11 protein-coding genes and 1 pseudogene are annotated in these 13251 nt (G+C 57.7%); all 12 read left to right on the top strand.

All coding sequences use genetic code 11. The annotated features are described in order from the left end of the window. The first annotated feature begins 366 nt into the window (after window positions 1–366). On the top strand, window positions 367–609 hold the full coding sequence (locus LL972_RS19380) for a hypothetical protein (protein WP_016901079.1): 243 nt from the start codon (window positions 367–369) through the stop codon (window positions 607–609). Window positions 610–644: 35 nt separating this feature from the next. Continuing rightward, window positions 645–2318, top strand: coding sequence for a type IV secretory system conjugative DNA transfer family protein (locus tag LL972_RS19375; protein ID WP_228328968.1), 1674 nt, complete (start codon window positions 645–647; stop codon window positions 2316–2318). 350 nt (window positions 2319–2668) lie between these two features. Continuing rightward, window positions 2669–3079, top strand: coding sequence for a TcpQ domain-containing protein (locus tag LL972_RS19370; protein WP_228328967.1), 411 nt, complete (start codon window positions 2669–2671; stop codon window positions 3077–3079). A 126-nt stretch (window positions 3080–3205) separates the two neighbouring features. Further along, on the top strand, window positions 3206–4231 hold the full coding sequence (locus LL972_RS19365) for a virB8 family protein (RefSeq protein WP_228328966.1): 1026 nt from the start codon (window positions 3206–3208) through the stop codon (window positions 4229–4231). Further along, complete coding sequence (locus LL972_RS19360) at window positions 4228–4995, top strand: TrbG/VirB9 family P-type conjugative transfer protein (RefSeq protein ID WP_228328965.1); 768 nt, start codon at window positions 4228–4230, stop codon at window positions 4993–4995. Before LL972_RS19365 ends, LL972_RS19360 begins: the two co-directional genes overlap by 4 nt. After that, a complete protein-coding gene (locus LL972_RS19355; RefSeq protein WP_323134234.1) occupies window positions 4992–6179 on the top strand; it encodes a TrbI/VirB10 family protein in 1188 nt (395 codons plus the stop codon). Before LL972_RS19360 ends, LL972_RS19355 begins: the two co-directional genes overlap by 4 nt. Window positions 6180–6193: 14 nt before the next feature. Further along, window positions 6194–7234, top strand: coding sequence for a P-type DNA transfer ATPase VirB11 (gene virB11 / locus LL972_RS19350; protein WP_228328964.1), 1041 nt, complete (start codon window positions 6194–6196; stop codon window positions 7232–7234). Between the two features lie 57 nt (window positions 7235–7291). After that, on the top strand, window positions 7292–8113 hold the full coding sequence (locus tag LL972_RS19345; RefSeq protein ID WP_228328991.1) for a lytic transglycosylase domain-containing protein: 822 nt from the start codon (window positions 7292–7294) through the stop codon (window positions 8111–8113). 64 nt (window positions 8114–8177) lie between these two features. Further along, window positions 8178–8582, top strand: coding sequence for a TrbC/VirB2 family protein (locus LL972_RS19340; protein WP_228328963.1), 405 nt, complete (start codon window positions 8178–8180; stop codon window positions 8580–8582). Further along, window positions 8575–8886 carry a type IV secretion system protein VirB3 gene (locus LL972_RS19335; protein ID WP_228328962.1) on the top strand — a complete coding sequence of 104 codons (312 nt, stop codon included), beginning with the start codon at window positions 8575–8577 and terminating at the stop codon, window positions 8884–8886. The genes LL972_RS19340 and LL972_RS19335 overlap by 8 nt, the downstream gene beginning before the upstream one ends. A gap of 99 nt (window positions 8887–8985) precedes the next feature. Further along, on the top strand, window positions 8986–11442 hold the full coding sequence (locus LL972_RS19330) for a VirB4 family type IV secretion/conjugal transfer ATPase (protein WP_228328961.1): 2457 nt from the start codon (window positions 8986–8988) through the stop codon (window positions 11440–11442). Between the two features lie 368 nt (window positions 11443–11810). After that, window positions 11811–13193 (top strand): annotated as a pseudogene (locus tag LL972_RS19325) (alpha-amylase family glycosyl hydrolase); the annotation flags it as partial. Window positions 13194–13251 lie beyond the last annotated feature (58 nt).

The following is a 13251-nucleotide window of genomic DNA, read 5'->3' as shown; positions in this document are numbered from 1 at the left end:
CGTGTTGGATGAATTTCGTGCAGCGGCCGAGCATTGCCGGCGGCGGAGCGGCCTAGCAAGCCGGGCGCTCTTTCGCTCCTGAGTAATAGGTCCCTGGCGCCAGGCCAAGCTTCCGCTCCGCGTGTCATTTCGTCGCGGCGCTGGTCACCCATCCACGAAGCGGCAGGTAGTTCTTTTTGACGCCAGGCACGTGTGAGGCACTGAAAGCACTTCAAGCGCCAACCGAATTCCGCCGGCACTGACGCATCCCAATCCTCGCCTTGCGTCGAATGCGGGCGCGGTTGTGCCGGCTTCGCCGAAACCGCTTTCTCCATCACACGTCTTGCTTTAGCATCGCCTCCGCGCTGACGAAAAGGAAGGCTGGCGATGGACGAGTATCAGCACACCGTGCTGACCAGGGGCGGATACCGTGTCGTGGCGATCACCCGGGAGGACACCTATGCGCCCGACGCTGTGGTGGCCTATGCCGTTGTGACGGATGCCGGGACCCGGATCACGCCGGACCTGTCGCTGGATCAGGCCAGAGTGTGGATCGACTCGCTCGTCGAGAGCGAGAGTGGCGGACGCAAGTCGGATCTGGTCGATCACAAGCCCGTCGTCCGTCGCTAATTGCCGTTGAGAAACAAGCCAAGGAGTAGGGGCGCGTGTCCAAAGCCAAAATAATCGCAGTCGCCACCCTGGTGACATTGCTTGTTGGATATTTCCTGTCCGGGTATCTGACGCTTCTGTTGTTGCGGCTCGATACCGGGCTGTACGCGTGGGATACCTACTACCGCTATTTCAAGGCGCTGGGCTTGCCGGAAGTAGCGCCCTACGCAACCAAGATCAAGATGTCCGGCATTCTCGGCTTTGGCCTGCCCGGGATCATCTGGGCCATCACGGTCGTGCTCCTGGTCAAGCCGAAGGCGCGGGCGCTGCATGGCGACGCGCGCTTTGCCGGAGCGGCAGACCTTTCCAAGCACGGTTTGTTCAAGCCGAGCGGCAACGGCATCGTCGTGGGCAAGTTCAACGGCAAGCTTGTACGGCTGAGCGGGCAACAGTTCGTGATCCTCGCCGCTCCAACGCGTTCCGGCAAAGGCGTCGGCGTAGTCATTCCCAACCTGCTTGAGTATCAGGAATCCGTCGTGGTTCTGGACATCAAGCAGGAGAACTTCGACCTCACCAGTGGCTGGCGCGCCAGTCAGGGGCATGAGGTGTTCCTGTTCAATCCCTTCGCTGAAGACCGTCGTACGCATCGCTGGAATCCGTTGACCTATGTGTCCAGCGATCCGGCGTTCCGGGTGTCGGATCTGATGAGCATCGCCGCGATGCTGTATCCAGACGGGTCGGACGACCAGAAATTCTGGGTCAGTCAGGCGCGTAACGCCTTCATGGCGTTCGCCTTGTATCTGTTCGAAAATCAGGACGAGGAACTGTCGCTGGGCTTTCCGGGTGGGGCAGGGGCTCCCACGCTTGGCGGCATCTACCGTCTGTCGTCCGGCGATGGCACAGACCTCAAGAAGTACCTCAAGTCGCTCTCCGAGCGCAGGTTCCTCAGTGGCAATGCGCGCTCGGCATTTGCCAACATGCTGTCACAGGCCGATGAGACCTTTGCGTCCATCATGGGTACCCTGAAGGAGCCGCTCAACGCATGGATCAACCCGGTCCTGGATGCGGCAACCAGCGCGGACGACTTCCTGCTCACCGATCTTCGCAAGAAGAAGATGACGATCTACATCGGCATCCAGCCCAACAAGCTTGCTGAAAGCCGGCTCATCATCAACCTGCTCTTTAGCCAGATCATCAACCTCAACACGCGCGAGCTGCCGAAGTCCAATCCGGAGCTGAAGTACCAGTGCCTGCTGTTGATGGACGAATTCACCTCGATCGGCAAGGTCGACATCATCGCCACCGCGGTCGCCTACATGGCGGGCTACAACCTTCGTCTGCTGCCCATCATCCAGAGCATGGCGCAGCTGGATGCGACCTACGGCAAGGACCTGTCGCGCACCATCATCACCAACCATGCGCTGCAGATCCTGTATGCGCCGCGCGAGCAGCAGGATGCGAACGACTACTCCGAGATGTTGGGCTACACCACCATCAAGAAGAAGAACGTCACGCGCGGCAGGGAGACCACCCGAAGCGTGTCGGAGGAGCGGCGTGCCCTGATGCTTCCACAGGAGCTCAAGGCGATGGGCAACGAGAAGGAGGTCTTCTTGTACGAGGGCATCCCGCACCCGGTGAAGTGCGACAAGATCCGCTACTACGAGGATCGATATTTCACCGCACGCCTGTTGCCCAAGACGGATGTGAAAACGCTTTCCATTAAACTGTGACTTTAATCACGAAAAAGATGGGGTCAAGCACCGGCTATTCTTGACTCATGCGTACGTTGAGGGCAAAGTTACCCAGAATTTGCGCAATGTTGATTTTTGTTAAAAAGGGGGCGGCGCCAGACGGGGCCGTACAGGAGTAAGGCTATGGATGGTTCTGCAGCGTATTCATTTTTTTCGTTGGCGCGCATGTGTGGTGCCGGTCGGCCTGTTGCGGCTGGCTCGGATGGATATGCGCGCCCGCAAGTTGCATCGAAGGCAAATTCCCTCCGCCACCTGACGGTGAGCGGGGCCGTCGTGCTGTTCGCCGTAAGCACGAAATCTCATGAGTTGGAGAAGTCAGAGTGAATCCGATGTGTGTGTCCAAGCTGTCGCTGGTCTTGGTGGTCGCTGCGTTGGTCAGCGCGTGCGCGACCAAGCCTGCTCCCGATTTTGGTGGACGTTGGAAGCACGTCAATCACTTTGACGAAGCTCCCACTGAAATTCCGCTGTACACCTCCTATACGTATCAGGCCACGCCGATGGACGGCACGCTGAAAACGATGCTGGAACGATGGGCTGCGGATTCCAACATGCAGTTGTCCTACAACCTGCCGTCGGACTACACCCTGATCGCCCCGGTTTCCAATATCAGCACCACCAGCGTGCAGCAAGCCGCAACCGAGCTGAGCGCGGTGTACGCGGCGCAGGGCGTGTCGGTCTCGGTCTCCGCCAACAAGCTGCTGGTACAGCCGGTGCCGGTGTCGTCTGGAGCCAAGCTCTAAGGGCTGACTGCTGGTCCGATGCTCTCCAGCATTTGGCCGGCGAGTCAGCTCAAGCCTCCCATGCGTCCGCGCTCGTCGCGGCAACAGTTTCAGGCCTGACAAGGCCCTACGTTGACGGATCTCGACATGTTGCGTAAGAAGGTGAGTGAAAAGGAGGGTTCCGCCCAGGTTGGTGCGGCCGTCCAGAAAGCGGTGAACTACGAGGTCAGCATCGCCGATCTCGCACGCCGCAGCGAAAAGCGCGCATGGATAGTGGCGACCCTGTCGATGCTGGTCACCGTCCTGACGGCGGGCGGCTACTACTACATGCTGCCGCTGAAAGAGAAGGTGCCGTATCTGGTCATGGCAGATGCCTATTCGGGTACCAGTACCATCGCTAAGCTTGAAGCGAATTACGGCGGGCGCTCAATCAGTACCAGTGAAGCATTGGCACGCAGCAATATCGCGCGTTTCATTCTGGCGCGTGAATCATTTGATGCGTCCACAATCGGTGATCGTGATTGGAACACAGTTGCTGCGATGGCGGCGACGAATGTGCTTTCCGAGTATCGCACGCTGCATGCCGGGAACAACCCAGCGAGACCCTTCAACACCTATGGCAGATTGCGGGCAATCCGCATCAATATTCTTAGCATTACCCTTATTGGTGGCAAGGGTAAGGCTTATACTGGTGCGACGGTACGTTTTCAGCGGAATGTCTACGACAAAACATCTACTGTAACCACGCTCCTGGATAACAAGATTGCAACGCTCGGGTTTGCTTACCAGGATAATCTGCAGATGAATGACAGCCTCCGGGTGGAGAATCCCCTGGGTTTTCGGGTGACCGATTATCGTGTCGATAGCGATTACTCGGCATTGCCTGCCGCGCCGTCCGCGATCAGTACGCAAGCGCAGGCAGCCCCACAGGCCGCAACCTATCAGCAACCGATGACTCCCGGCGTGGTTGATCCCAATGCAGCTGGCTCTGCAGCGCCGGCCGGTGCTCCGTTGCAGCAGGGCGCGCCGGCAGCTCCAGGTGGCGTCCCAGTGCAACAGCAGCCGGGATACCCTGGTCAGGCACAGCCCCAGCCAGCTGGCCAAATTCAAGCCCAGCCCACGATCCAACCCCAAGGGATGCCGAACAATGTCAACGGAGCAAGCGGTCGATGAAACCCTCTAACCCCTACAGGGCGGCATTGGCTGCAGTACTGCCACTTGTATTGTGCGCATTCTCGGCCACTGCCCAGGTCGTTCAAGAATACGAGTACGCACCTGACCGGATCTATCAGGTGCGTACCGGACTGGGCATCACCACCCAGATCGAACTCAGTCCCAATGAAAAGATTCTTGACTACAGCACAGGTTTCACCGGTGGCTGGGAGCTGACACGTCGTGAAAATGTCTTCTATTTGAAGCCCAAGAATGTCGACGTCGATACGAATATGATGATTCGTACCGCGACGCATTCTTATATTCTCGAACTAAAAGTCGTTGCGACCGATTGGCAACGCCTGGAGCAGGCCAAACAGGCCGGCGTGCAGTACAAAGTGGTATTCAGTTACCCCAAGGATACGAGCTTCAACAATGTCGAGGATGCGGCCGCCGCCAAGGATGGTCCTCTGTTAAATGCGAAGATCCTCAAAGATCGTCGCTACTACTACGACTATGACTATGCCACGCGGACCAAAAAGTCCTGGCTGGTTCCGAGTCGGGTCTATGATGACGGTAAATTCACTTATATCAATATGGATTTAACGCGATTCCCCACGGGTAACTTCCCGGCGGTATTTGCTCGTGAGAAAGAGCATAGCGAGGACTTTCTCGTGAATACGACCGTTGAGGGTAATACCTTGATCGTTCATGGGACCTACCCCTTTCTGGTGGTTCGTCATGGCGATAATGTCGTAGGTCTGCGAAGGAACAAGCAAAAGTGAACTCAAACATTCCAAACAGCCCTGATGAGCGCTCCCGGGACAACCGAGCGGACGAGCCCGCGACGAACGAGTACGACGAGCGCAGCAATCCTTATTTCGCACGCCAGCATGCGGCTGCGGAGCCGGATCTGGATTCCAACGAGCCTGTGCTGCGGTCCAGCGACATCAAGCGGTTGAACCGGAAGGCGCTGGTTTTTCTCGCACTGGTTGCCGGCTTGTTGCTTTTGGCCATTTTCTGGTTGGCAAAGCAGGGCTCTGACGATTCTGCACCGGTGAAGCCGCGTGCCGAGACGGTTGTCGCGCCTGCGCTTCCACAAAATATGACCGCACCCGTCGAGACTGCTCCGGTGCCTCTTGTGCAACAACCGAGTTTGCCGCCATTGCCGCCCATGCCTATGGACGATGACGACAGCATGCCCTCCGCCGCTCCAGAGCGTCCGCGGGCCCCGACCTTGTTGGAACGACGCATTCTGGCCGAGCAGTCCGCTGCCGCTGGCGGCGGTGCCGACATTCCCGGGATGCCGGGTCAGGCCGGTGCACAGCCTGGCGCTCAAGAAGAGGAGCAGGTGTCGCTGGCCAAGCCGATCAGCAATCCTGACGGGTTGCTCGTGCGCGGTACCTATATCCGTTGCATTTTGGAAACGCGGATCATTTCCGACTTCGGCGGCTATACCTCCTGCATCGTTACCGAGCCGGTTTATTCGATCAACGGGCATAATCTACTGTTGCCGAAGGGTTCGAAGATGCTGGGTCAGTATGGTGCAGGCGAACCCACTACCCGGCGCCTGCAGGTCGTCTGGGATCGCGTGACTACGCCCACCGGGCTCGATGTCACTCTGGTCGGCCCGGGTATCGATACGCTCGGCAGTGCTGGTCATCCTGGCCAATACGACGCTCACTGGGGCAACAAGATCGCCTCGGCGTTGTTCATTAGCCTTCTGAGCGATGCTTTCAAGTACGCGGCTGCGGAGTACGGTCCGGAGACGACCACCATCGGCGTGGGCTCCGGGGTCATCACGCAGCAGCCATTCGAGAGCAATACCGCCCAAAGCGTGCAGCAACTTGCGCAGCAGGCGGTGGAAAAATCCGGGCGTCGCCCTGCAACGCTGACGATCAATCAAGGGACGGTCCTGAACGTTTACGTGGCAAAGGATGTCGATTTCTCGGCGGTGCTGCCCAAGTGAATGCTACGACCGCCATGACGATCGACGATTCTCCGACTGCGCGGATCTCGAATGATTTCCTGGATTACCAGTACTCGGTACTGGGAATCCTGGACTATTTGAATTCTCCCGAAGTCACGGAAATCTGCATCAATCGTCCCGGCGAGCTGTACCTGGAGACGATCAATGGCTGGCAACGCATGGATGTGCCGTCGCTGACCTTTGATCGGGCCAGGCAGTTCTGTACGGCGGTCGTCAATGAAAGCAACACCGGACAACGCATCACCGACGCCGATCCGGTGGTCTCGCTGACCTTTCCGACTGGCCAGCGTGCGCAGTTCGTCATTCCGCCTGCCTGCGATGCCGGCAAGGTCTCGATCACGATTCGCCTGCCCTCCAAGCACCCCAAGACCCTTGAGCAGTACACCAGCGACGGGTTTTTCGACCAGGTGCTCGAGCAGGCTGCCGATGTCAGCGATCACGACCGCGAACTGCTCGAGTTGCGTCGTAACAAGGAGTATTCCGAGTTCTTCAAGAAAGCGGTGCTTTACAAGAAGAACGTGGTGGTCGCTGGTGCCACCGGTAGCGGAAAGACCACCTTCATGAAGGCTTTGGTCAATCACATTCCGAACGAGGAACGCCTGGTTACTATCGAAGACGCCCGCGAGCTATTCATCAGTCAGCCCAATTCGGTGCACCTGCTGTACTCCAAAGGCGGCCAGAGTGCGAGTAATGTGACTGCCAAGAGTTGTATGGAGGCCTGCCTGCGCATGAAGCCGGATCGAATCATCCTGGCCGAGTTGCGTGGCGATGAATCGTTCTATTTCATTCGTAACTGCGCATCCGGCCATCCTGGCTCGATCACCAGCTGCCATGCCGGCAGCGTCGAGCAGACCTGGGACCAGCTGGCGCTCATGGTGAAGGCGTCCAACGAAGGTTCCGGGCTGGAATTCGAGGTAATCAAACGGCTGCTGCGTATGACCATCGATATCGTGGTGCACATCAAGGCACACGCCGGGCGCCGCTTTATTACCGGAATCGATTTCGATCCGGCAAGAACCCTGCGTGGCGGCTGACCGGCCGCCAATGATTGACGTCGATCCAGTTTCAAGGAGACCTTTATGCTGCCTGGCATGGAATTGATGGGTTGTACTGGACTTGCCGTCCCAGGCGAGGTCATGCAGCACGTCGTGCGCGTGGAGTCTTCGCGCAATCCGTACGCCATCGGCGTAGTCGGTGGCCGGCTGGCACGCGAACCGCGCGGGCTCGAAGAAGCAGTAGCCACGGCCAAGATGCTGGAACAGAAGGGCTACAATTTCTCCCTGGGGCTTGGTCAGGTCAATCGCTACAACCTGCAGAAGTACGGGCTGACCAGTTATGAGATGGCCTTTGCCAAGTGTCCCAACCTGGTCGCTGCATCCAGGATCCTGGCCGAGTGCCACTCGCGATCCGGTGCCAACTGGGGCAAGTCGTTTAGTTGCTACTACTCGGGCAACTTCGAAACCGGCTTCAAGCATGGGTATGTCCAGAAGATCTATGCCTCCATTCGTCAGTCGGTGGCATCTTCGGGGGCCGAGCCGATCGCCGTGATTCCGAATCGCCCGATCAAGGTCCGTGTCGAAAATCCCTTGCGTCAGGCAGCCGCCGAGCTGGCTGATGCGATCGTGGCACGTCGGATTCAGGACCTCGCAAATCCCGGGCGCACAGAAGCTTCACAGCAGGGCCCTATGATTGCATCGCCTACGCAGGCACAACTGCCACCGCCCCAGGTATCTCCGGCCAGTACAGCCAACAACGAACTATATGTCGTCAAGGCAACCGGACAGGGGCGGGGTGTTGCCCTACCTGCCGGCGTGCAGCAAGCCCCAACGATGACGAATCAAGCGCCAGCCAGCGTTGCTCCTGCCCGACCGATGCCTGCGACGCAGCAGACAGATGCCGCATTCGTTTTTTAACCAGGAAGGAAAAACCTGCCACGGATTGGCTACTAGACCCCCCCTGTTCCCCAAGGAGATTGATATGAAATTTGAAATTAACAAGAAGACGGCCGCTGACGCCAAGATGATTGGAAACCAGGCCCTGAAAGCGCTGGCATTCACTTCGTTGCTACTAGTTGCGGGTGGGGCCTCGGCAGAAGGTGGTCTCGGAGAAACCGGCGAAAAGATGTGCGGCTTCCTTGAAAACGTCAATGGTCTGTTGAACATGGGCTCAGCGCTTGTTGTCACGATTGCAGTGATTATTGCCGGCTACCAAATTGCATTTGCTCACAAGCGAATTTCTGAAGTTTCCCCGATTTTGATCGGTGGTGTCCTGATCGGTGCCGCTGCCCAGATTGCCAACATGGTGATCGGCAAGGAAGGTGGTGGCCAGGATTGCAACACTGCGTCCATGACGCTGCTACAAATCGCTCAGTACTATGCATAAAGACGTTCTCTTCCGTGGGTGCACCCGTCCGGCGATGTTCCTGGGAGTGCCTTATATCCCGTTTTTCATCGGAGCCGGCAGTGGCCTGCTGCTGGGGATGTATTTCGATCTTTGGTATTTGTTGACAATTCCAGTCATCATTTTTGCCATGCAGCAAGTGGCCAAGCGAGACGAGATGATCTTCAGATTGTTGGGGCTACGGTGGTTATTTCGTATGCGTGTGCGAAATACCCAGCGTTACTCGGGAATGTGGGTGTTCAGTCCCAATGAGTATCGAAAGAACCCTGCTGGAAAACGTCAGTAAACAAGTAGGCCGCTAACCAACCCCACGCCCGCAAGTCGCGTGGGGTTGGTGCTTTGCACGACTGCATCAACATGATGCTTCCTCTTAATTGGTAAGGCCATGTTCAGCCCAGATAGTCCGATCAGCGAATTCGTCTCCGTTTCGACGCACGTCGCACCGTCCGTTTTAAAAACGACCGGTGGTGACTATCTGTTGATCTGGCATCTTGCAGGCCTGCCTTTCGTTGGACGTGACGAGTTCGAGCTGGAACAGCGGCACAACACGTTCAACCGTCTTGTACAGACCCTGCGCGCGCCCGATTTCGCCAACGTTGCGTTCTGGGTACATGATGTCCGGCGGCGTCGCAAGATCAGCAACTCCGGCCGTTTCAAGCAGGCCTTCAATCAGTCACTGTCCAATGAGTACTACGCAGCGTTGTCGTCCCAGAAAATCATGCAGAACGAGTTGTATTTCAGCATGATTTACCGCCCGGTGGTTACCGGACGGCGGTTGGTCGAGAAATCCAGCGATCCTGACAGGATTCGGGTCGAAGAAGAACAGGCGATTGCGAAAGTGATCGAGCTGGCGACCAACGTGGAGGCGGTGCTAAAAGACTATTCTCCCTATCGACTTGGAATGTACGAGGCAAAGAATGGGGTCGTGTTCTCCGAGACGCTGGAATTCCTTGGCTATCTATTGAATCGCATCGACGAGCCGGTTCCGGTACTGCAGGCGCCGGTTCCAGCGTACCTGCCCGTCAGTAAGCACATGTTCGCCAACAAGACCGGTGACTTTGTCATCCGCACGCCGGATGGCATCAATCATTTCGGGGCTATCCTAAACGTCAAGGAATACGCCGACGGGACCTACCCCGGCATCCTCAATGGCTTGAAGTATCTGGACTTCGAGTATGTCGTCACCCATTCCTTCAGCCCGGTCGGCCGTCACGACGCGCTAAAGGTGCTGGAGCGCACCAAGGGCATGATGATTTCCTCGGGCGACAAGTCCTCCAGTCAGATCCGTGATCTGGATCTGGCGATGGACGACGTGGCCTCCGGCAATTTTGTGCTGGGCGAATATCACTTTACCGTTGCAGTGTACGCCGATAGCCAGGAAAAACTCGCCCGACAAATCGCGACCACGCGTGCGGAGCTTTCCAATGCCGGATTTGTGTCGTCTAAGGAAGACCTGGCAATCGCCTCGTCATTCTACGCGCAGCTGCCAGGCAACTGGCGTTTCCGCACGCGTATCGCCAACCTGAGCTCGCTCAACTTTCTGGGTCTGTCGCCGCTTCATAACTTCGCGCAGGGCAAGCAGCACAACAATCCATGGGGCGATTGTGTGACCACGTTGCAGACAACCAATGGTCAGCCGTATTACTTTAATTTTCACGCTACTCACCCTGCAGAGAACTCTCTCGGTGAGAAGGCGATCGCCAACACGATGGTGATTGGTAAGTCTGGTACAGGTAAAACCGCACTGATCAACTTTCTGTTAAGTCAGGTGCAGAAATTCGATCCGGTACCGACGATTTTCTTTTTCGACAAAGATCGCGGCGCGGAGATCTTCGTTCGTGCCTGCGGCGGCAATTATCTGGCACTAGAAAACGGCGCGCCGACGGGCTTTAATCCGTTCCAGTGCGAACGCAACGAGGCCAATACGCAATTCCTGGCCGAGCTGATCAAGGTGCTAGGTGGCAAGACCGAATACAGCGCCCGCGAAGAAGAGGATATCTACCGCGCGGTGGAAGGCATGTTGGACACGCCGATGCATCTGCGCAGCATGAGTAACTTCCGCAAGAGTCTGCCCAACATGGGTGATGACGGCCTGTATGCACGCCTGCGCCGCTGGACCGCCGGCAATTCGCTGGGCTGGGTGTTTGACAACCCTGTGGATACTGTGGACCTCACGCGCGCATCGATTATCGGCTTCGACTACACCGATGTGATTGACAATGCCGAAGTGCGCGTGCCGGTGATCAACTATCTGCTGCATCGCCTGGAAGCGCTGATCGACGGGCGTCCATTGATCTACGTCATGGACGAGTTCTGGAAGATCCTGGACGGCAAGGGCGGCCTGAAGGACTTCGCCAAGAATAAGCAGAAGACCATCCGTAAGCAGAATGGCCTTGGCATTTTCGCTACCCAAAGTCCAGAAGACGCACTGGCCAGCGACATCGCAGCCGCGTTGATCGAACAAACTGCGACCATGATCCTCTTGCCCAATCCCAGTGCCAGCCGCGACGACTACATCGAAGGGCTCAAGCTCACCGACGCCGAATACCAAGTGGTGGTGTCGCTGGACGAGCGCTCGCGTTGCTTCTTGGTCAAGCAGGGCCACGCCTCAGCGGTATGCCAGCTCAATCTGCGTGGGATGGATGATGCTCTTTCGGTGATTTCATCCTCAACCGACAACATCGAAATCATGCATCAAATTTTGTCGCGCAAAGCCGACAAGCTAGGTGTAAGCGTAGACCAGCTGACCCCAGAACAGTGGCTGGAAGACTTCTATGCGAACCGAAAGGGCTCAGGTAAACGCAAGCGTGCCAAAGACGCCGACCTTGAGGATCACGCATAAGCTCGAGTCGGTATGCGCAATGTTTTTAAAACCGTCGCAGATTAACGGACGGGCGATGCATCGGTTGCTGGCAGCTTCGTAACAGGTCGCTTTTAGTGTCAATCAGCCGCCAGTTGCAGTTGCCGAACAGAAATTTTTACATGCAACGCCTCGATGCGCTTGGGTCTGATGTCATTTCCATGCCATGCCCTCATGGTGACTAGTGAGATGCTGCGGATCGTAATGTAGCTTTTTGAGCGATCGAGGCGTCGCTGCCTAGCGACATGAATACGTATGCACAAATGCGCCGCACGCTGCGGGCGCCGCTACGCTAACGACCTTGGCTGGGCGCATGTTCTGGCGCCTGCAATGGTCCGGGAGGGGCGTACATGTCGCAGACACCATGGTGGCGCGGGGCCGTCATCTATCAGATTTATCCACGGAGTTTTCTGGATTCCAATGGCGATGGTGTGGGCGATCTGCCCGGCATCATCGCCAAGCTCGACTACATCGCCGGGCTGGGCGTGGATGCGATCTGGATTTCGCCGTTCTTCAAGTCGCCGATGGCCGATTTTGGCTACGACATCGCGGACTACCGTGCGGTGGATCCGCTGTTCGGCACACTGGACGATTTCGATCGCTTGCTCGACAAGGCGCATGGCCTTGGCTTGAAGGTGATGATTGACCAGGTGTTGAGCCACACCTCGATCGCGCATGCATGGTTCCAGGAGAGCCGGCAGGACCGGACCAATGCAAAGGCGGATTGGTACGTGTGGGCCGATCCGCGCGAGGACGGGACGCCGCCCAACAACTGGTTGTCGCTGTTCGGTGGGGTTGCATGGCAGTGGGAGCCTCGGCGCGAGCAGTACTACTTGCACAACTTTCTCGTCGACCAGCCGGACCTCAATTTCCATAACGTCGAGGTGCAGCAGGCGACGCTGGATAACGTCCGCTTCTGGCTGGATCGCGGGGTGGATGGGTTCCGCCTGGATGCGATCAACTTCTGCTTCCACGATCCGCAGCTGCGTGACAATCCGGCCAAGCCGGCCGACAAGCGGGTAGGGCGTGGGTTCAGTGCCGACAATCCGTACGCATATCAGTACCACTACTTCAACAATACCCAGCCGGAAAATCTGGCCTTCCTGGAGCGCCTGCGCGGGCTGCTGGATCTCTATCCGCATGCCGTGAGTCTTGGTGAGATCTCGTCGGAAGACTCGTTGGCGACCACTGCCGAGTACACCGCTCATGGCCGCCTGCATATGGGCTACAGCTTCGAGCTGCTGGTGCAGGACTACAGCGCGGCCTATATCCGCGAGACGGTGAGCCGGCTCGAAGCCACGATGCTGGAGGGCTGGCCGTGCTGGGCCATTTCCAACCACGATGTGGTGCGCGCGGTGACACGCTGGGGCGGGGCCGATGCGTCGCCAGCGTTCGCGCAGATGGTGGTGGCGATGCTGTGTTCGCTGCGCGGGTCGATCTGCCTGTACCAGGGCGAGGAGCTGGGCCTGGGTGAGGCGGAGGTGGCATTCGAGGATCTGCGCGATCCGTATGGCATCACCTTCTGGCCAACCTTCAAGGGGCGCGATGGCTGCCGCTCGCCGATGCCGTGGACGGATGCGCCGTCGGCGGGATTCACGAGTGGCAAACCGTGGCTGCCGCTGTTTGAGGAGCATCGTGCGAATGCGGTGAGTGTGCAGCAGGACGATCCGTTGTCCGTGCTCAGCGCGGTGCGCCAGTTCCTGGCGTGGCGCAAGTGTCGACTCCCCCTAATTCAATGCCAGCCAAAACTAGAGGTCTGCGGTTGATGTTGATCACGGAACTCGGCGGGCG

It is taken from the genome of Xanthomonas campestris pv. asclepiadis (assembly GCF_020784175.1).
In the GTDB taxonomy this organism is placed as follows: Bacteria; Pseudomonadota; Gammaproteobacteria; order Xanthomonadales; family Xanthomonadaceae; genus Xanthomonas; species Xanthomonas campestris_D.
This window is presented reverse-complemented; position numbering and strand designations above follow the sequence as displayed.

Bases quoted from the DNA above. Each gene is read 5' to 3' on its own strand.
- LL972_RS19330 (WP_228328961.1), top strand. From the start codon at position 8,986: ATGTTCAGCCCAGATAGTCCGATCAGCGAATTCGTCTCCGTTTCGACG.
- LL972_RS19345 (WP_228328991.1), top strand. From the start codon at position 7,292: ATGGAATTGATGGGTTGTACTGGACTTGCCGTCCCAGGCGAGGTCATG.
- LL972_RS19370 (WP_228328967.1), top strand. From the start codon at position 2,669: ATGTGTGTGTCCAAGCTGTCGCTGGTCTTGGTGGTCGCTGCGTTGGTC.
- LL972_RS19365 (WP_228328966.1), top strand. From the start codon at position 3,206: ATGTTGCGTAAGAAGGTGAGTGAAAAGGAGGGTTCCGCCCAGGTTGGT.
- LL972_RS19335 (WP_228328962.1), top strand. From the start codon at position 8,575: ATGCATAAAGACGTTCTCTTCCGTGGGTGCACCCGTCCGGCGATGTTC.
- LL972_RS19380 (WP_016901079.1), top strand. From the start codon at position 367: ATGGACGAGTATCAGCACACCGTGCTGACCAGGGGCGGATACCGTGTC.
- LL972_RS19340 (WP_228328963.1), top strand. From the start codon at position 8,178: ATGAAATTTGAAATTAACAAGAAGACGGCCGCTGACGCCAAGATGATT.
- LL972_RS19360 (WP_228328965.1), top strand. From the start codon at position 4,228: ATGAAACCCTCTAACCCCTACAGGGCGGCATTGGCTGCAGTACTGCCA.
- virB11 (WP_228328964.1), top strand. From the start codon at position 6,194: ATGACGATCGACGATTCTCCGACTGCGCGGATCTCGAATGATTTCCTG.